General features: G+C 38.5%; 27 protein-coding genes and 1 pseudogene. 8 read left to right on the top strand and 20 right to left on the bottom strand.

Annotated features, from left to right (window positions below):
* Positions 1-162: 162 nt before the first annotated feature.
* The 9 genes from MW695_RS20650 to MW695_RS20610 all read right to left on the bottom strand — a co-directional run bounded on the left by MW695_RS20650 (position 163) and on the right by MW695_RS20610 (position 8098).
* Entirely contained in the window at positions 163-411 is a 249-nt protein-coding gene (locus MW695_RS20650) for a transposase (RefSeq protein ID WP_247107381.1), read from the bottom strand.
* A 323-nt stretch (positions 412-734) separates the two neighbouring features.
* Positions 735-1112, bottom strand: coding sequence for a VOC family protein (locus tag MW695_RS20645; protein ID WP_247107380.1), 378 nt, complete (start codon positions 1110-1112; stop codon positions 735-737).
* A 95-nt stretch (positions 1113-1207) separates the two neighbouring features.
* Positions 1208-1723 carry an SRPBCC domain-containing protein gene (locus MW695_RS20640; RefSeq protein WP_247107379.1) on the bottom strand — a complete coding sequence of 172 codons (516 nt, stop codon included), beginning with the start codon at positions 1721-1723 and terminating at the stop codon, positions 1208-1210.
* A 126-nt stretch (positions 1724-1849) separates the two neighbouring features.
* Positions 1850-2182: an ArsR/SmtB family transcription factor gene (locus MW695_RS20635; protein WP_247107378.1), complete on the bottom strand. Its 333-nt coding sequence runs from the start codon at positions 2180-2182 to the stop codon at positions 1850-1852.
* Positions 2183-2617: 435 nt separating this feature from the next.
* Positions 2618-4447 (bottom strand): CPBP family glutamic-type intramembrane protease, encoded by a 1830-nt coding sequence (locus MW695_RS20630; RefSeq protein WP_247107377.1) that lies wholly within the window; start codon positions 4445-4447, stop codon positions 2618-2620.
* 198 nt (positions 4448-4645) lie between these two features.
* Positions 4646-6280, bottom strand: coding sequence for an RICIN domain-containing protein (locus MW695_RS20625; RefSeq protein WP_247107376.1), 1635 nt, complete (start codon positions 6278-6280; stop codon positions 4646-4648).
* Between the two features lie 279 nt (positions 6281-6559).
* Entirely contained in the window at positions 6560-6970 is a 411-nt protein-coding gene (locus MW695_RS20620) for a VOC family protein (protein WP_247107375.1), read from the bottom strand.
* A gap of 223 nt (positions 6971-7193) precedes the next feature.
* Positions 7194-7529 carry a winged helix-turn-helix transcriptional regulator gene (locus MW695_RS20615; RefSeq protein WP_308446106.1) on the bottom strand — a complete coding sequence of 112 codons (336 nt, stop codon included), beginning with the start codon at positions 7527-7529 and terminating at the stop codon, positions 7194-7196.
* Between the two features lie 29 nt (positions 7530-7558).
* Positions 7559-8098 (bottom strand): NAD(P)H-dependent oxidoreductase, encoded by a 540-nt coding sequence (locus MW695_RS20610; protein WP_247107373.1) that lies wholly within the window; start codon positions 8096-8098, stop codon positions 7559-7561.
* A 305-nt stretch (positions 8099-8403) separates the two neighbouring features.
* On the opposite strand from MW695_RS20610, the gene MW695_RS20605 reads away from it, so the two are divergent.
* Positions 8404-9225 (top strand): MerR family transcriptional regulator, encoded by an 822-nt coding sequence (locus MW695_RS20605; RefSeq protein WP_247107372.1) that lies wholly within the window; start codon positions 8404-8406, stop codon positions 9223-9225.
* A gap of 127 nt (positions 9226-9352) precedes the next feature.
* Entirely contained in the window at positions 9353-10117 is a 765-nt protein-coding gene (locus MW695_RS20600; RefSeq protein WP_247107371.1) for an SDR family oxidoreductase, read from the top strand.
* A gap of 352 nt (positions 10118-10469) precedes the next feature.
* Here MW695_RS20600 and MW695_RS20595 read toward each other — a convergent pair whose 3' ends face one another.
* Both MW695_RS20595 and MW695_RS20590 read right to left on the bottom strand, forming a co-directional pair.
* Positions 10470-11249, bottom strand: coding sequence for an ArsR/SmtB family transcription factor (locus MW695_RS20595; RefSeq protein ID WP_247107370.1), 780 nt, complete (start codon positions 11247-11249; stop codon positions 10470-10472).
* 6 nt (positions 11250-11255) lie between these two features.
* Positions 11256-11450, bottom strand: a complete 195-nt coding sequence (locus MW695_RS20590; RefSeq protein WP_247107369.1) for a hypothetical protein — start codon at positions 11448-11450, stop codon at positions 11256-11258.
* Positions 11451-11769: 319 nt separating this feature from the next.
* Between MW695_RS20590 and MW695_RS20585 the strand changes: the two genes are divergently transcribed.
* Complete coding sequence (locus MW695_RS20585) at positions 11770-12360, top strand: NAD(P)H-dependent oxidoreductase (protein WP_247107368.1); 591 nt, start codon at positions 11770-11772, stop codon at positions 12358-12360.
* 213 nt (positions 12361-12573) lie between these two features.
* On the opposite strand, the gene MW695_RS20580 is transcribed toward MW695_RS20585, so the two are convergent.
* A complete protein-coding gene (locus MW695_RS20580; protein WP_247107367.1) occupies positions 12574-13428 on the bottom strand; it encodes a metallophosphoesterase in 855 nt (284 codons plus the stop codon).
* A gap of 53 nt (positions 13429-13481) precedes the next feature.
* Positions 13482-14072: a CGNR zinc finger domain-containing protein gene (locus MW695_RS22995; RefSeq protein WP_247107366.1), complete on the bottom strand. Its 591-nt coding sequence runs from the start codon at positions 14070-14072 to the stop codon at positions 13482-13484.
* 182 nt (positions 14073-14254) lie between these two features.
* Between MW695_RS22995 and MW695_RS20570 the strand changes: the two genes are divergently transcribed.
* Together MW695_RS20570 and MW695_RS20565 are read left to right on the top strand one after the other, a co-directional pair.
* Entirely contained in the window at positions 14255-15163 is a 909-nt protein-coding gene (locus tag MW695_RS20570) for a pyridoxamine 5'-phosphate oxidase family protein (protein WP_247107365.1), read from the top strand.
* Entirely contained in the window at positions 15160-15495 is a 336-nt protein-coding gene (locus tag MW695_RS20565; RefSeq protein ID WP_247107364.1) for an iron-sulfur cluster biosynthesis family protein, read from the top strand. The genes MW695_RS20570 and MW695_RS20565 overlap by 4 nt, the downstream gene beginning before the upstream one ends.
* A gap of 37 nt (positions 15496-15532) precedes the next feature.
* Here MW695_RS20565 and MW695_RS20560 read toward each other — a convergent pair.
* Together MW695_RS20560 and MW695_RS20555 are read right to left on the bottom strand one after the other, a co-directional pair.
* Positions 15533-15749: pseudogene (locus MW695_RS20560) on the bottom strand (hypothetical protein); the annotation flags it as partial.
* Between the two features lie 24 nt (positions 15750-15773).
* Positions 15774-16682: a helix-turn-helix transcriptional regulator gene (locus tag MW695_RS20555; protein WP_247107363.1), complete on the bottom strand. Its 909-nt coding sequence runs from the start codon at positions 16680-16682 to the stop codon at positions 15774-15776.
* Positions 16683-16758: 76 nt separating this feature from the next.
* On the opposite strand from MW695_RS20555, the gene MW695_RS20550 reads away from it, so the two are divergent.
* The gene (locus MW695_RS20550; RefSeq protein ID WP_247107362.1) at positions 16759-17214 is read left to right on the top strand and encodes a VOC family protein; all 456 of its coding nucleotides are present in this window, start codon (positions 16759-16761) and stop codon (positions 17212-17214) included.
* Between the two features lie 343 nt (positions 17215-17557).
* Here MW695_RS20550 and MW695_RS20545 read toward each other — a convergent pair whose 3' ends face one another.
* Complete coding sequence (locus MW695_RS20545; protein WP_247107361.1) at positions 17558-17911, bottom strand: DUF4260 domain-containing protein; 354 nt, start codon at positions 17909-17911, stop codon at positions 17558-17560.
* Between the two features lie 706 nt (positions 17912-18617).
* Between MW695_RS20545 and MW695_RS20540 the strand changes: the two genes are divergently transcribed.
* Both MW695_RS20540 and MW695_RS20535 read left to right on the top strand, forming a co-directional pair.
* Positions 18618-19364: a hypothetical protein gene (locus MW695_RS20540; protein ID WP_247107360.1), complete on the top strand. Its 747-nt coding sequence runs from the start codon at positions 18618-18620 to the stop codon at positions 19362-19364.
* Positions 19361-20077, top strand: a complete 717-nt coding sequence (locus MW695_RS20535) for a hypothetical protein (RefSeq protein WP_247107359.1) — start codon at positions 19361-19363, stop codon at positions 20075-20077. The genes MW695_RS20540 and MW695_RS20535 overlap by 4 nt, the downstream gene beginning before the upstream one ends.
* Before the next feature lie 151 nt (positions 20078-20228).
* Here MW695_RS20535 and MW695_RS20530 read toward each other — a convergent pair whose 3' ends face one another.
* From MW695_RS20530 to MW695_RS22990, 4 genes are all read right to left on the bottom strand, one after another.
* Positions 20229-21341, bottom strand: a complete 1113-nt coding sequence (locus MW695_RS20530) for an NADH:flavin oxidoreductase (protein WP_247107358.1) — start codon at positions 21339-21341, stop codon at positions 20229-20231.
* A gap of 223 nt (positions 21342-21564) precedes the next feature.
* On the bottom strand, positions 21565-22377 hold the full coding sequence (locus MW695_RS20525; protein WP_247107357.1) for a DUF899 domain-containing protein: 813 nt from the start codon (positions 22375-22377) through the stop codon (positions 21565-21567).
* Positions 22378-22641: 264 nt separating this feature from the next.
* The gene (locus MW695_RS20520) at positions 22642-23742 is read right to left on the bottom strand and encodes a cysteine synthase family protein (protein WP_247107356.1); all 1101 of its coding nucleotides are present in this window, start codon (positions 23740-23742) and stop codon (positions 22642-22644) included.
* Between the two features lie 17 nt (positions 23743-23759).
* Positions 23760-25367 (bottom strand): ABC transporter ATP-binding protein, encoded by a 1608-nt coding sequence (locus MW695_RS22990; RefSeq protein WP_247107355.1) that lies wholly within the window; start codon positions 25365-25367, stop codon positions 23760-23762.
* Between the last annotated feature and the right edge of the window lie 6 nt (positions 25368-25373).

The following is a 25373-nucleotide window of genomic DNA, read 5'->3' as shown; positions in this document are numbered from 1 at the left end:
ATGTAAAGAGTTACACTTAAACGAAAAGATGCGTTAGTTCAATAAGAAGTAAACAACTTTATTATTCATTTTTTAGTATTATATAAACAGATGGAAGTAATTTGAAACTACTTTAAAGTGCCTTGCTACGTAGAATGTAGTAAGGCTCTTAGCTTTTATTAATCAAAATTCAATAACTTTATTATCATTATACATATAGGCATAGAGGATAATCTTTAACATCATTTTGGGATGGTAAGGAGGACGACCGCCGCCATCGTAACATTGATAGAGAATAGTTTGATCCAGTTCTTCAACGGCTTGATTGATAATACGGCAAACGTGATGGATTGGGATTTCAACTTCAAGATCCATTGGTAAGTAAAACTGATCCATGTTATAATCTTGGAAAGAAATATGATCATGTTTCATAAAGAAATCGCCTCCTAGTATGGTTTTGGTGTGGTGCTTTAATTATACCAAAGGGGCGATTTCTTTATTATTCAATTTTATTAAAAAAGCTCGAAAGATTGGCAGGCGGCGACTCCAGCGGGAAAAGCAACAGCTGAAGACTCCACAGGGTGGTTTCCCCGAAGGAAGGCTGAAGCGTTGCCCGCGGAAAGCGTCCGCATAGAACGATTCGAGCGAACCCATTACGTTTACATCAATTAATTAGTATAAGAAAAGAGGGTGTCACCAAAAGCTAGGCTTTTGGGACACCCTCTTTTCATTACTTAATTATTTTTTATTGTGGATTACTTCTTTTCCATGACTGCAAAGTAATTTTCTTCATTATCAGAAAAGTTAAAAACCCGACCAGAAGGCATATTTACAATTTCACCGACTTTGATATTTTTGTTGGATAAATTAGTATATAATTCATCGAAGTTTTCTGAAAAGAACATTAGCGAAGGTGTACCGAGATTTAATTCTGGGCTCATTTTAGCAATGAGTTCCATATTATGCAGAACGATGCTTGTTTCTGCACCTTTTGTTGGAGCAATTTCAATCCATCTCATTTCACCGTTATTTTCTTCAGAAATGACACTAAACCCTACTTTTTCAGTCCAAAAACCCATTGCCTCATCTTGGTTATTTACATACAACATAATTTGACCAACTTTATTAATCATTGATTTTTCCACTCCCTTTTATTAAATTACCGAACTCACTGTTCCTAATCCTTACTATCGTACATGTATTCTTTGATGAACTTCTTAATATTTTCTTATTGCATCTGCTTAAGAGCCTCTTCCAGACGGTCCCACGTTTCGGTGATTCCTTGAAGCATGCCCATATCCATGACGGTCTTGAGGCTCTCCGCCGATGCATATTCAGCACGATTGATCAGCTTCGTCTTTTCGCCCAGGTCGATGAATTCCAATGTAATATCAGTCGATGGCATAGCATCATTCGAATTACCTTCAGCATCCGAGAAGAAATCGATGTAGACGATCTTCTCAGGTTCAATGATCTCCTTATAAATCGATTTACCCCAAGATTCCATTCCGTAATATTCACCTAGGTTTTGATCAACACACTTCATACAGTAGTGCCAAACGCCACCCGGACGGAAATCGACGTTGCAAATAGGAAGCTCCCAACCTCTGGGCTCCCACCAGCGTTTGAGATGCTTCGGATCTTTAAACATCTTGAAGACGAGGTCGCGCGGTGCGTCGAAAATACGCTCCAGCACGAGCACCCGATCGCTTTCAACCCTTGATACCATAGCATTTTTGGGCATTTCTAGTTCCCCCCAATAAATTATTGTTAACTTATTTTTGGATGTTTTCTATCATAGAAAACATAGGATCCAGCAATGTTATTTAAAAAGCTTTTCGATTTTCTACTTAAGTCAAAAGCTGGACTCCTATTTGTCGTCATGGTTCACACCCTTTCTTTGTAGATCCTGCAGGTAGTCGTCCAAGAGGTCGAATCTCTCTTCCCAAATGTGACGGTAGGACTCTAACCATGAATTAAGCTCTATAAACGGCTTGGCCTTCAGCTTGTAGATCCGTCGATTAGAAATAGCATTCACCTCGACGAGTTCTGCATTACTAAGTACTCGAAGATGTTTGGAAACTTGAGGCTGGTTTAGACTAAGTCGATCAGCAATTTCCCCTACTGTGAGAGGTCCGTCACGCAAGAGTTCCACAATCTGTAGTCGGTTAGGCTCAGCAAGAGCATTCAATGTTGTTTTCATGATTTAAATATACCTCGAAAGGAATATTCGAATGTTTTTTCTTTTACTACAGTTTTCTGATGTTTGATTTCCTTTGATAGAGGATACTAACACCAGATATTCCTTTCTCCCGTATCTCTCAAATCTTGATCACAATATCAGGTTGTGCTTTACTAGCATTAGTTAGCAATTGCCAACTAAATCTTGTATATACTTGTAAGAATCTCATATTAATGAATTAAGATAGTAAAGCTTTCAAAGGGTCTTGTTTCGGGGTTTCAATATGTTTCCCTCACACTCCGCACTGGCGATAATTTTAAATGTTTTTTAACACAAAAACAAAAAACACCCCTTTAGACAATCATTCTACAGAGGTGAAAACAGAGCCAATGTTATTATAATCGATTTGTTGAGGAATGTTTTTAGATCAACAGCTTTATTAAAAGTCTCTTAAATCTATTGACTACTCTTGTATTGAGAATAACGGTTTGCAATCTCGTAAAAAGCTTTTTTAGCTATCCAACCTCTTTCATTAGTTGTCTGAGGACAGGCCTTTACAATGCCTAGACTAGCCATATCCAGGTCATATAGAGCCTCATCTGAATAAGGATGATCTTCTTCAATAAATTGATTGATAAAGGCTCCATAAACATTTTCTGTTTCAAAAACTTCAATTAGCTGACCAATATAGTTTGCCTGAACTTGTTCATCTCTCATATATTCGCCGTCTAATTTACGTTCACTAAGGTTACTCCAGTCTTGAATCCAACCACCTTCTCCCCCTCTTAATTCAGCTCCCTTGTAAGCACAGCAACCGAATTCAGTAATGATAATGGGTTTATTAAATTGTTGGTAACGGCGTAACCCTTCGACATAATTTGTCGCAGTTGACGAATCTAAATAATAATTTACTCCTATAAAATCAAACAAGTCCCAATTAACTTCCTCCCATGACCCAGCTCCATAGATAATCCCCCCTCTATAATGATCCCGTGTCACTGCTACTGCTTGTTTTAGTAACGCATTAAGTCGGCTATTAAACAACGGTAAGAGAAGTCCGAACCCTTTTAAATTTTGTGCTCGCTGCCCAAAATCTTTGCCAGGGATACTTCCTGAAGTAAATACACTCAGCTCTAAACCAACTTTCAATCCAATTTTGTCTGGGTGTTTCTCCCTTATTTTTTCGGCTAAAATTGCACCGTTTTTAAGTTGTAAAAGCATTTCTTGAGGATTAGATCCAAAAGAAGTAGGATGCAGCCATACAAATAAATCGTGTTCTAAAGCGTAGTGAGTAGCTTCCTCCAAACGTTCAAGATTATCTCCCATTATGGTTATTGCATTGCAGTGAAGGGATTCGCGAATGATTTGTAGATCATCCTTCACAGCTTCACTTTTCCATATTTCCTTTGAAGACTGCCCAGGAGCATAGCTTGAACCAACATCATAAATAATTCCTCTTTGTGCTAAGTTTTTGCTATTTTCTGATCCTATGTTAGGATGTTCTTTTTTTAAGTTATTCAAAACTTCGTTAGGTTGTTGCCGTTTAACGTTTATCATAATTAAATAAGCTACTACTATTGTTAGAATTCCTAGTAAAAAGTTAAGTAAGCCCTCCATGTAAATGATCTCATAATTTATTGTATGAAGTAGTAAAGGCACCGTTGCTGCAGCTAGTCGTAACCCAACACCAAGCCAGATTGTATTTGTCATATGACACAACAACCCAAGAAACAAACCAAATCCCAAGAATGCAATGAAACCTTCTAATTGACCATTGGCGAGCAGTCCCCATACAGCAAATAATAGCGCCTGTATAAAAATACTTACCCACATCGACCTTCTTTTTACCAGTATTCGATAGATATAGCCCCTGAAAGCCCATTCCTCTGGTAAAATATAGGCCAAAAGCATAAGCGGGAGAATAGGGAGCGCTTGGAATAATATCTCTGTTATCGACACTTCCATCTCTATTGTTGCCCAACCTAATGCTATTGAGCCTCCAATGACAACTATTGTCGGTAAAAGCCAAGCGAAAAAACCAAGAGTTATTGAAGAAACCACTATAGTTAATCGCCCTCTGTAGAATAAACTCCATTCTTCAACCTTATTCGACTTCAATTTTAAAAATAGTAAAATCAATACGAGGGTAATACTCATTAACAAGGCTCGCACTTCCATTACCTCATACCGTCCACTAATAGACTCAATATGGGAAATGGTAAAGCCTCCTAGTGTTATCATGCAAAAAAATATGATCAATCGACTGTCAAATTTACTTCGTTTCATAGAATCACTAACACTCCTTTCGGCATGAGTTATATTGTGTACATTACATCGATGCACGAATATTTGTTAGTGATAATTGTCACTTTCTTTATAGAGAGGTTTCTTTCTAATGTTTTTCAAACAATCAGCATAACCTAGTCCCATATTGACAAAAAAATAGTATAAAGAAGCAGGTCAGATCGACCTGCTTCTTTATGTTTAATCCACTTTTATGATATTCCATTGTTGATTAAAATCGTTATTCAAATCCCATTGAACAATATTACCACCATTGAGTAAAGATCGATTGTACGCATCTAACGCTTTTCCGCTATAGCGGTTGACTAGCGTATAATAGCCATCGCTCGTTCGTTCAATTGTCCATTGTTGATTATGCCCACCTAAGTGAGTCCATTGCACAACATTCCCCCCATTTGATGACGACCAGTCAAAGACCTCCAATGCCTGATTGCTATTACGATTGATAATCTCATAATAACCCTCACTATTTTGAATGATTGTCCACCGTTGGCAAGGGTGAAAATTACGCTCCCATTGTTGAACATTATCACCAGGTTCCGTCCCGGCACTTTCAACCTCTAATAGCTTGCCACTATTTCGATTAACAAGCTCATAACTCGCCTGGGCATCAAATTGAATAGGGTTTGTTACTCTCACATTATTCGTATTTGTATTACCGCTTCCCCCTTCGATACTAACAGCCGTCCCAGACGTATCTACTTGATTACCACTAATCGTATTTTGATTCGATGAACCTGTTAATCGAATACCAGGATTACTAAAGCTTGAAAATGTCTCGATTTTATTATCTGAAATTTGGTTTTGGCTACCTGGAGCTAAACGAATAATCGATTCAATGTTTAAGCTTGGGTCTAATTGCTGAATCACATTATCACTTAGAATATTGTGATCCGATTGAATTAATACCCCGTGTATACGTGAATTTATAACGGTATTGCTCGCAATTGTATTATGATGAGCACCACTTAAAACAAAAATGCCTCTTGGATAATTTTCTATCACATTATGTTCTACTGTATTATAGGCACCATTATTTGGAATTCTTATACCTCCATAACTATCGCCTTGCTGTACATCATTGATCACTTGATTATAAGTAACCGTTGTATACGTAGCTCGTGATAAATTAATGCCACTACCACCAATGGAATTTGTAATCTTATTGCGTGTAATGAGATTACTATGAACATCGCCCACAGCGTGGCTTTCACTTCCAAAGGCTATCCCATGCCCACTTGATTGATCAATAATACTGTCACTAATTGTAGAATTTTTCAATCGTCTTAAGAGTAAGCCAATGGTCACGTCTCGAACTTCAACGTTCTCAATCGTTAAATGACTGACATCCGCATCAATATTCATCCCGCCAATTTGCCCTAGTCCTTGATTCGCTCGATTTCCGCGATCGCCATCGATCGTCAAATGAGATACGGTGACATTAAGGTGATTACCACTTCTCATGATCGGATTACCGACAACATAATTATTCCTAGTACCAGTCTTCTTTAAAACGGTTTCCCCAATACCATCACCAATCAAATTCACTCCTTGATGGAATCTAACCGCTTCATCTACAGCATACGTTCCAGCAGGAATATAAACCGTTCCTTCCACCCCTCTGTCATAAAAATAACGCATGGCCGCATGCAGTGCCTCGGTTTGCGATGTCTCAACTCCAGGCGTCATACCAAAATCCCTTGCATTCACCACCTCTTCTGCATAGCTGTCATCATGAGCTAAGATCATAAAGAAAAATACTAATAATGTAGAAAAGAACAACCTTCTAACTAGACGATCCTGTTTTGAAATCATTCCTATACCTCCTTTTGATAACGCTTACAAAAAGACTCTTCAATTTCGCTAGTGGAAATTCCTGCATTAATTTAATTTTTTATGAAAGTTTTTAACCTATACTTTTTCAAAAACTAATGATACAACTTATATGGCGCCGATTGTTTACGAGCAACACGATTTCGAAACTTCACGGCACACTAAAGAAATGGCATCCTTTTCACTTATTAAATAACGAAAGGATGACATTCCTTTAATTATTTGAGTAGCCAGCAACGATCGCACGGTAAGGCTAAACAGTTAGCTATTTGCAAGGTTTAATTGCCACGACACACCATACTTATCATCAATCCACCCAAATTTTTCACTAAAACCATAATTAGATAATGGCATGTGCACGAAACCATCCTGTGATAACTTTTCAAAGAGTCGATCAATTTCTTGTTCAGTTTTACATGCTACAAACAATGATACTCCGGGAGTAAATGTCCATTCATGCTTAACACTACTGTCTATACACATAAACTCTTGTCCATTTATTGAAAATGTAGCATGCTGCACGCTTCCCTCTTTGCCGACTTCATTCGCCCCGTATCGAACAATACTAGTGATTTCTGAATCGTCAAACAAAGAAACGTACAAATTCATTGCTTCTTCAGCACTTCCTTCAAAAGTTAAAAACGTCGTTATTTTTTGATTTGAATTTCCCATTATAAATCCACTCCCTCCATAAAGATAATTTTCCTCTTCAAATATATCATAGCCCTCTTTGTATCACTTCTTTTCGATTGCTGTTTCAGTAACTTTGATCATTCACTGCATAAATACACCCCTTCAGACAATTAACCAAAGGGGGAAAACGATCAAACGTTATTTCAATGTATCCTGTGAATATTAATGTGTGCTGGTTCTTGTCCCAATTCCTGCAGCAGGGTCAATTTTCCGTCCTCAGGAATTTCTGCTGTTCGTGTTGTGCTCCCCACTTGCACATCTCATTCAGAATTGTCTCTAGTGACTTCCCATATGAGGTCAGAGAGTACTCTACTTTCGGCGGGACCTCTTTATATACCTCACGATGAATGATCCCATCTTGTTCCAACTCTCGAAGCTGGTTGGTTAGCATCCCCTGTGTAATGCCAGCCAGTTGTTTTCTCAGCTCACCAAACCGCTTTGTTCCCTCATCCGAAAGGATAAATAAAATTAAAGGCTTCCATTTTCCACCGATGGTACCGAGTGTTACTTCAATCGGGTATTTTCGATTTTTGATCACCAGCAACTCCTTACTTTTTTCTTTCAGAATTACATAATAAGGTCTTTTTGTAAACTAGAAATATGATCAATATATTGACTTGCTTGGGCAACCAAGTAGTCGTCTGTACCTGCATCTGTGTTGTACGTAATAAACGCTGGTAAATACGTTCCTTTACAACGAAGAATGGTTGCTTGGATGGGACGTAAATATTCACTGATCGTAAACCAATCATCACCACCGGAACGGTAAGCATTCTCGGACCCGCCTGCTGTAATAGCCACAATAAACTCTTTACCTTTTAGCTGGTTGCCTTCAGTTCCAAATGCCCATCCGTAAGTGAGGACATCGTCAAACCATTTTTTCAATAAGGGTGGGCAGCTGTACCAATAGAACGGAAACTGAAAAACAATGCGGTCATACTGCACCAATAATTCATGCTCTTGTTCAATATCAATCTCCCAGTTCGGATAATTTTGATATAGATCTCTTACGGTAATAGTCTCATGCTGCCTCAGCTGATCCATAAAGGCACGGTTTCCTCTTGATTTCTCCAAATCTGGGTGGGCAACAATAACAAGTATTTTCATCTTCATCATCCTTTTGTATGTTTTATTAATACAGCGATTATTTCATGAATAATCATGATAAAAAAGTACTTATTTTTTTCGTACATAGTACTGTTCATCGTACGAATGCGAGTCAATGGTACTCATTCGTTAAAAAATGTTCATTTCGAGCTATTCAAATGTGATTGGTTTCAAACTTGTCGTTGTCGAGCGGTTTGGATAATTGATATAGGATATAAAGCTGGATATGATGGTGGAAGAGGGTCTCATACAAAACTAACTCTTAATTAATAAGTAAACGAAATAAGAAAGGAGTGGACTTAGGGATGTTTAAAATCGGTGCATTTTCTAAATTAAGTGGAGTTTCTATTAAAACATTACGTTATTACGATAAACGGGGGTTGTTGACACCAGCCACGATCGATAAATTTTCCGGCTATCGATATTATTCAGCGGAACAACTGTTGACCATACAACGTATCATTTCTTTAAAGAACCAAGGTTTTACTCTAGAAGAGATTAGGTTATTATTAGCTGAAAATTTAACGCCTGTCGATGTAGAAAAATCCTTTACCTTAAAACAACTAGAGCTCCAGCATTCCATTGAGGAAGCACAGCGCCAATTAAAGGAGATCCATTCAGGGTTAGAGAGTGTTAAAGATTTGGACAATCAATTATCGCCTTTTTCGATCGTACTACGAGATGTAAAGCCTCAGTTCGTTGCATCGATTCGTGATATCATCCCTCGAACACACTTATGTCTACTATTGGACGAAATCAAACAATATGTACGTTTGCATGGTGAGGACGAAAACCGCCCTTTAAACATTCAATGGCACAACAACGACCACGAAGAGAATTCGATCGATGTAGAGGTCGCTTTACCAATTGCAAAGAATATTCCAAGTAGTAACAGAGTGAACGTCCATATCTGGCCTGAGTTAAAAAATGTTGCTTCGCTTGTCCATCGGTGTGATCCATATCACTCTTCTTGTCCAGCTTTAGCTGAAGTAGCAGCATGGATATCATCCAATGGGTATCGGCCAAGTGAAATGGATCCGATCCGAGAAATCTACCTGACAGCGGATAAAGATCTGTACGGGAAGCTTCGAATGGCTGAATTGCTCGTACCGGTTGAACATGTTTAAACAGCTAAATCTTTCATCATTCCATACAAAAGGAAATGATGAAAGATTTTTTTATGCTTATGTGTTGACTCTCCCCTATGGTGGAGTGTGTAAAGTGATAGTAATCGATCAACAAGGAGTGAAAAGTATGAATCGTTTAGTAGGAAAAGTTGCTTTAGTGACAGGTGGAAGTCGAGGAATTGGCCGTGGAATTGCGTTACGGCTAGCAGAAGAAGGAGCGTTGGTTGCGGTCCATTACGGTAGTCGTTTTGCCGCAGCGGAGGAAGTCGTTAGTACCATCGAAGCGAATGGGGGTCAAGCATTTGCTGTAGGTGCAAGTCTTAACTCGGTTGCAGGTGTAGAAGAATTGATTCAATCGTTGGATGAACAACTCAATCAACGAACGGGTAGCAACCAATTTGATATTTTGATCAACAATGCTGGAATCGGCACTTCAGAAACCATTGAAGAAACAACAGAGGATTCCTTTGACGAAATATTTATCGTCAACGTCAAATCACCTTTTTTTCTAGTGCAAAAATCACTATCTCGTCTACGTGATGAAGGACGAATCATAAATATATCGTCTGGTGTGACACGGATTGCCTATCCACATATTATGGCTTATAACCTTACCAAAGGGGCAATCAATACATTCACACTTCACCTTGCAAAACTACTTGGACCACGAGGCATTACAGTGAATGCGGTTCTTCCTGGCATTGTCGATACAGACGCTAACGCTTCATGGCTGCATACTCCCGATGGACAAAAGTATGCGAGTGAAATGTCTGCACTAGGGAGAGTCGGGGAACCTTCAGATATTGCTGACATCGTTGCATTTCTCGCGTCTTTCGACGGACGATGGGTCACGGCACAAATGCTCGATGCTACGGGCGGATCTCATTTATGATCTCTATTTTTTCCCATTGCCATAAGTATTTTACCCTTTTATAAAGCGAATAATCCGATTCCTTCACTGCTTTTACGTGGAATTGGATTATTCGCTTTTTCAATATTGGCTCGGGGGAACCATGAAGGAAAATGGGCTTAGCGTTGAACATCCACATTTCCCTGACGTCGGACGGTATTCCCATAATGCACCTTTTAATTTTTATGCTCTTGAGTTAGTAGAACTTATATTACGGTAATCATACTACAACAAGACTTTCAGGGCTCGATATTTTATCCATAGTAAGTCAGCCATACTGTAAAAAGCTTAGTTTCTCGCTTACAACACTTCTATTAACATGCCCGAAGAGATATTAACGCCCTAGAGGCTCCCCGGTCTCCAACAGTGTTTTAAGGCCTGAGAGCACAGTTGGCCATCCGCTTTCTATGATGCGGTACGTATTTGGAGCCCCACCAAACTGATCATGAACCACAGACAACACGCACACGTCGGTTAAATTCGGATGTTCTTCAATTTCCCAAGTAATTCGGGAAGCTTTTTCCTGACTTGTCTCCTCAAAGACAAACCACTCCCATGTGACGACCAACCGATTTAACGGCACACATTCCAGCACGTAGCCCTGAGCCTGGACATCTCCTGTCTCATTCGTCAATGTATACGTTGAGCCTTCTTTCCAGTCCGAATAAATGTAGCAGTTATACCAAAACTGGCTCGTCATCTTCGGATCAGTCAGTGCGTTCCACAGTTGTTCTCGATTTGTTTTAATCAATATTTGATAAACATGCTTAGGCTTTTCTCCCACAGTAAAATCACGCTCCAGTGAATTTTTGAATGAAGCTAAACCAGACACCCACGGTTCAGCAAATTTACTGACCCATCTGTTATGAATTTGATGGATCGGTACTGGGTTTAAGTAGTGCAGCTTTTCTCTACCAACTTTTCTCGTTGTAATAACTCCTGCTTCTTCCAAAATTTTTAGGTGCTTCATGACTCCAATACGGGACATATCAAGATGCGTACATAAACTGTTTAATGTAAGGCCGTCCGTATCAAAAAGAATATCAAGCAGTAGACGCCTGTTCGGATCAGCGAGAGCTTTAAAAATCAAATTTTCAATATGTTCATATTTCATATTTCATTATCCTTTATCTCTAGCGTTTTCATGCTTCAGAAAGGCTTTTTCTCTCGGCGATAAATTGCAACCTATTCCGAGACTGATTGTGAAGCCGAGTTCTTTCAGATTACGTACCTGTCTTTTAAGGATTTCTTTATTCTCCCAGTTCATCGTCGCCTTAAGATTTGCTGCCTTTTCACCTGACACCTTCTCTAACATCTGCAATAATTTGATCGTCCAAGCCCCTTCCTGCTTCTTTTATCAAACGAGTAAAGTCGTTTCGCAATGTCTGCTAATTCCCGCTCGGAGAAAGGACTGATATTACCTTTTAAAATGTGCTGTTTAGTCAACATTCAATGTCACTCCCATTACACTAGAATGGCACTTTTTTAAAATGACTTGACATGTAACTATAAGGTTACATATAATCATTTAATGTAACCATACAGTTACATTATAGCACAGTGTACATTGAATGAACAGCCGGCCGGCTACTATATTCATTCAACTCATGGTGTGTACTACGAGGAGGAATTTGATGAAGAACTTAATTATTTATGCTCATCCAAGCAAAGATAGTTTTAATGGTGCAATCAAAAATAAGATAGAAAAAACCTTGAAAGGCAAAGGGCATGATATTAAAGTGCGAAATCTATATGACATGATGTTTAATTCTGTCTTGTCACAAGAAGATCTTCAGTTGTTTTTTCAAGGGGAATATCCTGCTGACATTCAAGAGGAGCATAACTACATTTCATGGGCTGATCACTTATATTTTGTGTATCCAACGTGGTGGTATTCCATGCCTGCTCTCTTAAAAGGGTATGTTGACCGGGTTTTTTCAACAGGCTTCGCGTTTCGTTACACTGAGAACGGTCCAGAGGGCTTACTAGGGGGAAGGAAGGCACTTGTATTTCAAACGGCCTCTGATCCGTTAGAGGCATTAGTTGCCAGAGATATGATATCAGCAATGAACATAACTATTGGTAACGGTATATTACAGTACTGCGACTTGGAAGTGTTGGAGCATAAAATTTTTCCCGCCGTACACCACGTAAGTACAGAAGCAAGGGAACAGTATTTGCAAGAGGTTGAGGAGATAGTACTCAATACATGCAAGCGGGCTTAAATTTCCCGTTGACAAATTGATTTTAAAACCAAAGATATGCCCTTTCAGTACTATTTGAAGGGGCATCATAATTAACAGGAATTAGCTTCTCCTTTAATTAGTATTGTTTAACAACCTTGATTACAAGTATCACTTATGTCTACTGAAGATTTCTTCAATTGCTTAATTGAAGGGGTTTATAGAGTATTGATCTAATAATTCAATTCTTCCCATTTAATCGTGAAATGGATAAATCTCAATTAAGCTAATTTGACTCTGATTAAGCAGTCGCAGTGGAGCGCCCGTAGTACCTAGACCACTATCAATATATAAATACCTATCATTACCTAATGGGAATGTCCCTTTGTCTAGTGTAGGAAGCAACCCATCATCAGGTGCAATTAACGCTCCTATTAATGGGAAGCGAACCTGTCCCCCATGAGTATGACCACTAAGGACCAAGTCAGCTGAAACGTTTGGGTATCTTTTTGTTACGACTGGGCTATGAGAAAGTAAAATCGTATAAAGATTCTCATCAATGCTCTCGAATGCCGTTACTAGATTTTCATGATTTGTCGAGGCATCATCAATTCCTACTAACTGAATATCAACTCCTCGAAAGGACAGTGTGACATGTTGATTGTGCAGGATGATCACGCCGCGCTTTGCCAAGTCATCCATGAAACGACTGAACAAAGCGTTCTCCCATTCATGGTTTCCTGTTACATAATAGACATGATCATGGATAGCTTTAATTTGATCGACGAGTGTTAAGGCATGACTCGTGTCTACGGTCTTTCGGTCAATCCAATCGCCCGTAATTACGATGAAATCTGCCTCAGCTTGTTCAATCGCTTCCAATAGCTTCTGATTTTGATCTGGAAATACTTTATTATGCAAGTCTGTCAGCTGTACAACATTGAGCTGAAATTCTTCAGGGAGCTTATTACTTTGTAATTGCACTTTATTTACCTTAATGGTATTCGTTTCGAAATAGACTCTTAACGATAAGGAAGCGATAAGAGTCAAGCTTAGGCCCACTCGAAACCAAGTCCTTTTGTAATACGGTTTGTTTTGTTTATCTATCATCTAATTACTTTCCTTCTTTTCTTATTTTATTAAAATAAGCCGGAAGTCCACAGCTACTTCTGTTGCTCCTGTTCTTTACGACGTAAATGACGCGTTACTTTTTTCCGATTTCCGCAAATTTTCATTGAACACCATTTACGTCTTCCACTCTTGTCGATAAATAATAGAGTACAATCCTTATTCGCACATCGATGAATATGACTTAGTTCATTAGTGACAAAAAGATTCATTGCATTTAAAGCTACCAATGCTATAAGGGCATCAGTCGACTTCCCACTCGGCACAGCTAGCAATGCTCCATTGACTAAACGATAAGTAAAAGGGGCTTTATCGATTAAAAGCTCAAGATGATTCATCCACTCACGAGGAAGCGATGTATCATCAGCCAATTGTTCATAACCTTGTCGAAGATGTACACGGAGTTTCTTTAAAAGAGGTAATGCTTCATCAGCCCATTCATACACTTCTCCCGAGAACTGTCTATCATGTAAAGCTTGTTGCTTTTGTAAAGCAACCACCCACGCAATAAGATCCTCTCCAGAAGCAAGCAAATCATGTTTCTTTCCGTATCGAATCATTTCCGTATTAACTAAATCTAGCGAAATTTCCCCTGTTATAAGCGGGAATTGGTTGTCATGACTCACGTTTGTCCCCCTTGCAAGTTAATAAAATTCACATTAACCCATTATATCATTATTGACAGGTTAATACTAAGTGTTATATATTATTAACCACTAAACATATAATTTAACGGTTAAATATACAAGTGCTGACGTGATATATGGAAACAAATTTCATTAACGGTAGGAGTGGAGTGTTACACAATATGGAAATATTTCATTCAGGAGAACGTAAAGTTCAATCTAAGATTGGCGTCATCAATAAAGCAAATTTAGTCGGACAAATGATTCAGCCATTTATTGACGAGTCTTATCAATTTTTTATCGAATCACAGTCCGTCATTATCATTGGCTCTACTGATGCAAAGGGAGGATTATGGAGTTCACTCATTTGTGGTGACCGTGGGTTCATTCGAGTGATTAATAATAGAACGATAAAGATTCATATGATGGAAAAAAGCAATGATGTATTGTTAACAAACCTAAAGTCTAATCTAAATGTTGGAATGATTGTCATTGAATTTTCAACAAGGATTCGTATTAGAATCAATGGTGTTGCGACTATTCTTGATGAAGAAACGATAGAAGTTAAAACAGAGCAGATATATGGTAACTGCCCTAAATACATTCAATCAAGACATATAAAATTAAATAATATAAATGAAACAAAAAAATTGGAAACCTTACACAGTATGAATTTAAATAAATACCAAAGATCATGGATAGAGCGGTCGGATACATTTTTTATCTCAAGTTCAAATTCGTTAGGAAAAACAGATGTTTCTCACAGAGGCGGCCAAGCAGGCTTTATTCGAGTCATAGATGAAACGACACTAATCTATCCTGATTACGTTGGTAATATGATGTTTAACACACTAGGTAATATGATTGAGAATGCCAAAACCGGGTTATTATTTACAAATTTTCAGGAAGGGCATACGTTACAACTAACTGGAAGCTCAAAAATCATCTGGAATCTAACGGAGGATGAAAAACTAAAATATCCTGGAGCAAAAAGGTTAATAGAGTACGTCATAACAGGTGTAATAGAGAAAAAGCATGCTCTAAAGTATCAATGGGATTTTTTAGAGTACTCTCCATATAATCCAAAATGAAAGAGGATGAAAAAATGAACATTCACTTTACAGAAGAAGCCATTCATAACTTATTAGAAAAATCATACTCGAATTATATATGTATCATCTATGAAGTTGGCGGATGTGGCAGCCCACTTGATGGTACTATTCACTTACAGTTGACTAAGACTATACCCTCTAGCTATGTAAACATATCAACGAATTGGATTCCTATTTATACAGAACGATCCACTTTAATGTTCCTAGAAGATAAACTAACCATTGATTTTCAACCAAGTGGATATTTAGTTAAAAGTAATAATCAAATATATGGTTATTCATTAAGTATCGAAAATGAACATGATAGCTGAAAAAGTGTGATTGTCAATTTTACGTCATACAAGGCTTTCAAGACATGAACAGGAAGACCATCTCCAAAATTCGAATTCGTTTGAGGTTGACCACAAATATCGTAGTTGCTCCTTGAATTTCCATTCCAAATAGACCCGAGGAATTGGATTTCCAAGTGCTCACTGGATTTAATCGATACCGAGTAGGTTTTGGATTTGGCTCCTTCTTTGTAACACCCTTCTTTAAAAGGACAGACTTTGCACTTTTCCACATCTTCCTAGGACCACCTATGAACACTTTATTTGTAAAGTTTCACTGCTCCCTCCAAAAAGTTTACATATTTCGCAACAAAACCTTTTGGCTTTATAATCTTAACTTTATTACCAAATCCGGCTAGAAATTGATAGGCATATTGATTCTCAGGCAATTCAATTGTGGCAAGGTAACTTCTAGCAGTTTCTTTTATAACGGCATTTTCCCCGTATCTTTCGATAAATTGATCCCTTACAGCAACATCTATCGATAGATGTACATTAACCAACTTTTTTTGTTCATTGTATTGTTTTTCATGTTGAAATTCCTGATTAGTCCTTGGAACAAAAAAACCGTCTTTTTGGATATTTAATATCCTCGTCAACTTAAATGTTCGATAGTCTTTCCGTTCTAAACTATAACCAAAAAGATACCAATGCATCTCCCTAAAATGTACCTTATAGGGTTCTACGAGTCTATACGTTTTGTTTCCTATTTGATCCACATATTCAAATTTTAATAACCAATTGTTCTCAATTGCTTGCCTGATAAATAAAATTTCTTCGCTGATTTGGCTTCTTCCCGGCCAATCATAGAAAGTTAAATCAAGTATTGGAGAAATATCTGCGCTGGTCATTCCCTTGATTTTTTGAATAGTCGTTTGAATCTCTTGATTGGTAATCAATCCCTCAAAGCCACCTAAAGCTATAAGTATATTTTCAATATCGTTGTGATTTAGTAATCGTTTATCGAATTTATACTCTTCCATTAGCGCATATCCCCCTTCAGCACCATATTCCGCATAAATAGGGATGTTTGCATAACTTAATGTTTCTATATCACGTTGAATCGTTCGCTTCGTCACATGAAAAAGTCGGCTGAATTCTGTTGCCGAAACTACTTCTTTTTGTAACAAAATCATCACTATCGAGATAAGTCGCTCAATTTTTTTCATATTTCCCTCCAATATACGACATACATATGTCGCCTATGCCCTATTATACTTCAAATATGAAAAGGAGGAATAAAATATGAAAGTAATAACTTATCTACAATTTGATGGAAGAGCAGAAGAAGCGTTGGCCTTTTATGAAAAGGCATTATCAGCAACTAGTGTGAAAATGGTGAGATTTGGTGATTTTGGCCAAGATCCAAATGCCCCATTAACAGAAGAGGAACAAAACATGATTATGGAATCTCGTATTGAGTTTTCAGGGAATATTTTAATGATCTCTGATGTTCCGTCTTTTATGCAAGCTACGACAGGTGAAATTACAAATGGGAATACCGTCCTAATCAGTATTATTGATGCTGATCCCGAAATGAATAAACAATGTTTTGAAGGGCTTTCAGAAGGTGGTACTGTGATCATGCCGATATCTTCTACGCCATGGTCAGCAAGTTTTGGAATGTTAGTCGATAAATTTGGAATAATATGGAAGTTTAATAGTGAAGCAAGTAAATTTCTAGATGGCTATGTAGAATAATCTTATATTACATTTTGACGTAACACCCGGACTAAAACAGAATAGACATATCAAACTCTGAGATTCCTATATCATTGGGGAATTTCAGAGCTTGTTTTATAAGTACGATTGAACCTTGTTCTTTTTAGACTTGAAACGTGATGCTTTGTTCTGTTTTTGGAAAAATCGATTGCTACGAAAAATCCACTTATATCAATCTTTTCAAAACAGGCAACGGTTTCACTCATTCCTCAAAGGGCACCAAAAAGTAAAAATCGAAATTTCCCAGTCCTCTTTCAAAAGACTGGCGGGAGACTCCCTTTATGATACTTAGATAACAAGGGAGTCTATTTAACCTACAAGCTCAGAGACGATCCAAATGAGTATCTTGAAACTTTGTCGGATACTTCAATCCATAACCAAACATTCTATCCATTCCAATATGAGCAACCCAAATCAAACTTATCATTAATAAAATATGACTATCCATCAGCACACTACAGATTATGATTAACATTGGTATACTATAGGTATGGAATAGGTTGTACCACACCGATCCAACCTTGTTATTTTTCAAATAACCAATCATTGATAAATCAGGTGCTAATAAGAAGATGACAAACACAATCCAACTAAATTGTAGAATGACAAAGTAAAAATAAACACTCAACACTAGAGCCATAATCCCCTCAATTCGTAAAATCATCGCACTTTTCATTTGATATCCTCCCTTTTATTGAACATCGGTCAATTAAATTTACTACAGCCCCTTCACCAAAAACCTGACATGTGAATCTGCTATTCCTTTCACATCATCATATGTTTGTTCAGGTTGTCCACAGTAATGTACAACAAAACCGTGTAAAGACAAGAACAATGACCAAATAATCATCGGGGTCACTTTACTTCGACACAGTGCCATATGTCAAGTTTGGTTCTTATCGAAGTTCGCTTTATCAGTCATCATCTTGTAACAGGAACATAATTTAATAATGGTTTGGGTGTTTGATATCAAATTCAATATAGCTTAACAAAATCCTCTTCAGTTTAATTTCAATTTCCATATTCACTTTTATAAATGTATCCAACGTTTTATTAAAGATTCCAAAATCTCCCTCAACTAAACTGTAAAACAATTCCGCTTATTCAACCGCTCCAATTTAATTGACCTTTGTTCAATTAAAAGTATAAGTCTACCACTCTCGATTATCAACACTTACTGACGAACCCCCTTAAGATCAATAAGTAATTAATTTTGTACTGTCATCTCCGTCTCCAGAAAAGTGTGACCGTAATAGAGCCTTTACACAATTTTGAAAACCTATTCATTTTCGGTTAAATTTTAAATATGTAAATAAACATAACTGATATAATGAAGTAGAATAATAGTAAGATTTCATATAACAATTGGGGTGTAATGATTAGTGATTAATTGGAACTTTGAGATGAATATGATTGGGGTAGCAAGTACCATTCTTGCGTGGGTGATCCTTGCCGTTCTAATAAGAGGCACCTACAATACACAAAATAGTGATGAACGACCAAAGCTATGGAAAATAATAATAGCTGTATTAATTGGGCTTTTTTCTTTTTCTATTAATCTTACTTTATTCTCCGAGCTATTCTCTATAGCGATCCTTCCTCTTGGGGTCTTGATTTTATATGGCGTGCTACAGGGAAAAAAGCGCTGGGAAGCTTATCGAAAGTATGCGTGGATCGGCTTTTTTGGGAACTATATCTTTTTGGGAACGGCTATACTCGCTATCTTATTAACAGGTGTGCTTTATCCGATAGATGACGTGAAAACATATCTTGCTGATCTATCGGAAGCCGAATTGTTATCTATACATCCATCAGGTCAAGAAGTGGGCATGAACGTTACACAGCTTGAAGAATCCTTATTTTCCTTCGAGCGTGAACATTTGGACGCCGTACAGTGGTATGAAGATATTAGGGAGCAAAAGCGGCCGTCCGAAGAGTACATCAATCCAGAGAGCGTACAAGAAAAGTTTCCGTATCTGTTAACGGGTGTGGGGGCACAAGCAGGAAAAGAAGTTCGAATTTATGTGGAATCGGATGGAAAAGGTTTACTTATTACCACAAAAGATCACCAATACTACTTTCGCTCTGACACGGCTTCCTTCCTAGAAGAAAGGGGGAATGAAGAATGAGTAAAAAGACGATCGTCCTTCTATTTATCACCTTTGGACTTATCACGGTAAGCACTTATGCTTTTTATCGATTCATGATCCCAAACGACTTTTATACAGAAGAAGAGCTCCTAGAAGAGATAACGCATGGAACACTAGACGAAGAAATTCTAGACATTGTCCAGCTAGATGAAAAAACCTACTTTGTCCCATTTTTATCAACGGAGAATTCGTATAGTTCAAGTATTTGGGTATGGAGATTCGGAAAATGGCAAAGTGTAGGGACGAGTACTGCCTCTGATCCTCAAATCGTGACCAATAATGGAAACTCCTATATCTATTGGAATGTCCACCCTCGTGATGAGATTCATGAATGGGACTTCTATTTGACATCTGAGCGAAGCTACACGGTAGCCAATGCCAATAGTGAGAACCCATTAGAGGTATATATGCCAAGAATACAAGTGAAACATACGATAGAGGTAGAGAATGAAAGCTTCGGATTTGTTGAACTACCAGAAAAGTGGGAGGGAATCATCCGTTCATTCGATCTAAACCCGTCTGATTCAGAGTTCTTGCCTACTAGCCATTACTATCAATTCGAATGGCAGGCTTACAATGGTATCCGAGAAGCGATAAACCTTGATTATACGTTTCGTAACGGTGGAGGCGGCTCTTATAGCGGAGAATATATTACACATATGCAGCAGTTGAACCATGATAAATTAGAATAGGAAACGATCATTCGTAAACTAAATACAATGATTCTCTGAATAGAAACACGGAACGCCCCTTTAGATAATCCTATCTAAAGGGGGAAACGGTGTGCAATGCTTTGTTTTCCATAGCGACCTCTGAAATCCCGAATCTTGCTGTACCCTTGAATTAATATAATGTTCGGAGTGCCTCTTTATTAAAAGGAATTAGCTCCTCCTTTTGATTTTCACGTATTTTTACTACCCATGCAGGATCAATTAAAAGCGATCGACCTATAGCTATTAGATCAAACTCTTCATTTTCAAACCTTTCAATCAATCTGTCTAAATTGGAAGTATTAGCATTTTCCATACCATTATTGCTGACGAATGCTCCATCGAGACCGACTGATCCGACAGTGATGGTAGGTTTACCTGTTATTCTCTTCGTCCAGCCAGCTAAATTGAGGGCAGACCCTTCAAATTCCGGTTCCCAAAAATGACGTGTTGAGCAATGAAAGACATCTACGCCTGCTTCTGCCAAAGGAATCAAAAAGCTTTCAAGCTGATCAGAAGTTTCCGCAAGTTTTGCTTTATAATTATTCATCTTCCATTGTGAAAAACGAAACACAATCGAAAAATCCACTCCTACCGCCTGTCGACATGCCTCAACGATTTCAACGGCAAAGCGAGTACGTCCAACGATATCTCCACCATAACGATCGGTTCTTTTATTCGTTTTCTTCCAAAAAAATTGATCAATCAAATAGCCATGAGCTCCATGAATTTCAATGCCATCAAAGCCGATACGCTTCGCATCTGCTGCTGCATTAGCATAAGCCTCAATTACATCATCAATTTCCTCTGTTGTCATAGGATCAGTGACCTTTTCACCATCCAAACTAAGACCTGATGGACCAATGGGTAATGCTTCAGAATTAGGCAAGTCTCCGATTTTTCGTGCCATTCCAACATGCCAAAGTTGTGCGATGATTTTCCCTCCGGCTTCATGAACCTCTTTAACGACTTGTGACCAGCCGTTTAATGCTGCTTTTCCATGGATGGTCGGTATACTTGCTCCAGATACCGCAGAAGGGTGATTAATCGCTGTCCCTTCCGTTATAATTAAACCTACTTGGTTTTCAGCACGACGCCGATAATAGGCAGCAACTTCGGAATTAGGTACTCCTTCAGGAGAAAACCCCCTTGTCATTGGTGCCATAACAGTACGATTACGAAGAGATAAGTTACGAATCTGTATTGGTTGAAACAACTGTTCCATGGAATGTTCATTGTTTTGCATTAAATGTTCCTCCTTTGCATGACCCGAGCAGTGGGCGGTGTTACAATCCGTTAGCCTATTCAACGGCTTGTAACCTCGCTTAATCCAAGATAGTTTATTTTGTGTTGGATTTTGATTCCATCAAATAATTTCTTACTATGTCCTATTTTTTGCACGTATTAGAGCCCCTAATGATCGGAACATCTATTTGCTACTACTAATTGGAATTGTTTAACAACCTTGATTACAAGCTATCCTTTCCTGAATTACAACAGGCATTTGAAGCTATAGAGTGTTCATATTCATCATGACGACGAAGCCATGTCTTGCCATTGCCGTCACTTCGTCCAGGTGGCTGTTCCCAGTCCTCCTGTCTTCCAAGAGCTGTTAAATCTAGGTAGTTGAAGGTGCCAATTATTAGGTCCGTTCCACGGGCGTATGTCGTATATGTGTGATAAACCTTTTGGCCATCACGAAGAAAAGCACTCACACCAGGCACTTCCATTGACTGTCCAGAATCAATGGGAACACCCTTCTGAATAAGCTCGTCCTTGGTCAAATAGTTATATTCGATCGGAGCAACCGATTCGTCCAACGTAACATGAAAGTCATAGTTAAAGTCACTTTCGAAGGACGAGTACCAAGGAATGTTCCAACCCATCCGTTCCTTGTAACGTTGAAGCTTTGGAAATGGAGCACGTGATATGAGTGCCAGTGACGTGTTTCGTGCATGCAGGTGGGCAAGATGGCCGATGTTATCCGCAGCTAATGAGCAAGCCGGACAACCTGCTTCCCAATCAGGATCAAACATAAAGTGATGCACGATAAGTTGAGGACGTCCTTCAAACAAATCAAGTAGACCGACCTTACCGTTCGGACCTTCTAAGACATAGTCCTTAGTAAGCTCAACCATTGACATTCTACGGCGCTCGGCATTCAACGCATCTCGTGCTCTAGTAAATTCCTTCTCTTTGTCCAGTAATTCCTTACGAGCCACAAGCCATTCGTCTCGTGATACGACATTTGGTAATTGAAGATGATTTTGCGTTTGTTTCATATCATCTTCTCCCTTCTTATATTTTCTTTAGCATATCACACACAAGAGCTAGCGACTTCTTCTCAATTGCTAAAAACATTTCCTTTCATTCTTAGACTTCACTTCTATTCAATTAGCTTGTTCGTTTGTTAGATTTCCTCCATCACCCGCCAAAGCCAGTAACGTTTTTACGATCCGTTTTAAAATACAGATTTATAAAGCATACAACGCACAGAGAAGTCAATACCTGTGCGTTGTTATTCGTATTCGATTATAACAATGACTTTATTGACCAAGCTCTTCATTCATCTGCAACGTGGTCGTTGGAACGTTTAAATATTTCATTAAATCTAAACCCATATTGTCATTATCAGGCACTGAAACCTTGAGCGGTTGCAGCTGCTTTGCCATTAAACGAATCGTTCCAATATCAACCTGTAAGGAAAACCCTTGCTCTTTCATCCATTCATCATTAAATAACGTTTGAATATATCGATCTCCACCATCCGAAATCATACAAACAACTCTGCCCTCCGCTGAAAGATTTTGAGCAACTTTCAGTGCAACAAGTGCACATGCCCCACTTGAAGGCCCCATTAGGATACCCTCATAACGTGCAAAGGCTCGAGCGGTGAGGAAAGCCTGTTCATCGGGGATTTTATAGGCACAATCTATATGTTGCAAATTTAGATTATGAGGTGTCCAGCCAAGGCCTACACCAGGAATCCGATATGAATGAGGCTCCCCTCCAAAAATAATGGACCCCATAGCATCGACTCCGATAATTTGTACTTCAGGTAAAAATGATTTGAGATACTTTGAGATTCCACCTAACTGGCCTCCCGTACTAACGGCTGTAATAAAAGTCGTCAACTTCCCTCCACACTGTTCAATCATTTCACGTGCCGTGTTTTGATAATGAGCCTCACGATTTAAAAGATTGAAACATTGATCTGGACGATAAGAATCTTTAATCTCCTTGGCGAGTTTGTTCGCAAGGAGAATTCTCGTTTTATGATAACTACCACAATCATCTTTTTCGTTAACAACAATGACTTCTGCTCCAAAACTTTTCAAAAGGGCTAAGTTCGAACTTGTTGTTTTAGGGTCGACTATGGCGATTACACGATAACCTTTCGCTGCACCAATCATGGCTAGAGAAATTCCAAAGTTTCCACTAGATGATTCAATGACGGTCCCACCTGGCTTTAATAAACCCCTTTTTTCCGCTTCTTCAATCATAAAAATAGCAGATCGATCTTTAATACTTCCTCCAGGATTAAACCGCTCATATTTAAACAGCACTTGTCCCTCATCCGGTTGATTAAGATTAGCGATTCTAATAATTGGCGTGTTACCGATTGTATCCAAAATAGTAGGAAACATTTCCCTTTCCTCCCCTATCATTTTAAACTTTCTTCCAAATCGTATGCACTGCTTAGCAATCGTTGCGTAGACGATTGCTCACTTTCAACTGCTAAACTATTTGCCGGACTTACTTTGGAAAATTGGCCATCTTGCAACACAGCAATAGTATGACAAAAATACCGTAGCACTTGAATGTCGTGTGAGATCATCAAAATGGAGAATCCAAACTGGCTATGCAAACGCTGTAATAGGGATAATATTTGAGATTGGACGGTCATATCCAATGCGGATACAGCCTCATCACATATGAGAATGTCTGGCTTGAGTATGAGAGCTCGTGCTATTGCGACTCGTTGGCACTGACCAGTACTGAGCTGTGGGGGTCTTCTATTTTGTGTTTCATCACTAATACCTACTTGGTTAAGGTAAAATGTTGCAAGATCCTCTCGTTCCTTTCTTTTCCAAATATGAAAGTACCGAAGAGGTTCCTGTACTAACTGTAAAGCTGTTCGACCTGGATTAAGGCTTGCTCTAGCATCTTGAAAGACAAGTTGAATATGTTTACACACTTCACGTTTTGCCTTCCCTTTCAGTCGACAAATGTCTGTTCCATTGTATAAAATTTGACCCTGATTCGTTTTTTCTAAACCTGTAATACATTTAGCTAACGTTGATTTCCCACAACCACTTTGACCTAAAATACCTAAAATTTCATGGCGATGTAAGGTAAGGTTTACATTGCTTAAAACAGGTGTCTTTTGATCAAACGACTTGTCTACTTCTTTGATTTCCAAAATAGGATCTCTCTTTTTCAAACGTTCGAATTTCCCATGATGATTAGCTATTAAAGAACGAGCTGAGAGTAATTGGCGCGTATAAAGTGATTGAGGATGATTCAACACCATCTTACTATCACCTTTTTCTACAATCACCCCTTTATTTAGAACGATGACTTGATGGCTGATGGCATTCGCCGCCGCAATATCGTGTGTAATGAATAAAACGGATAATCCCCACTCTTCTTGCATTTTTTTAAGTAAATGAAGGACTTCCTTTTGATTCACGGTATCGAGTGCCGATGTCGGTTCATCGGCGATCATAACCTTTGGCTTGAGACATAGAGTGAGGGCAATACAAATCCTCTGACACATTCCTCCACTAAGCTCATGAGGATACGAATTTAAAATGTCTGGTACATGAGTGAAATTAAGCTTGTTTAGTAAATTTGTACTGACAGTGATCACTTCATCAGGTGACGCCAATTGATGATAGAGGAGCAATTCTCGAAAGTGTTCTCTAATAGTTAACACAGGGTTAAGGGCTTGCTGTGCATCTTGAAAGATCATCCCGATTTCCTTACCTCTAATGTTGTTCCATCCCATGTCTGAACGACGAAGATCTATATTTAACGAAGAACCGATTTGCAACGTACCGTTATCGATATAAGCAGAAGGAGGAAGCAACCCAGTTAAAGCTTTTGCAAGCGTCGATTTACCAGAACCACTTTCGCCTAGCAACGTCACAATTTCACCCTCTTTTATGTCAAAAGTAAGGTTTTGAAGAACATAGAATGATTGACGTTTTTGCTGATATCTGACGTGTAATTGATTCACCTGTAAAATCGTTTTGGTGCTTTTTGTCACTATCTC

Source organism: Halalkalibacter sp. APA_J-10(15), assembly GCF_023017105.1.
Taxonomy (GTDB): Bacteria; Bacillota; Bacilli; order Bacillales; family Bacillaceae_D; genus Halalkalibacter.
This window is presented reverse-complemented; position numbering and strand designations above follow the sequence as displayed.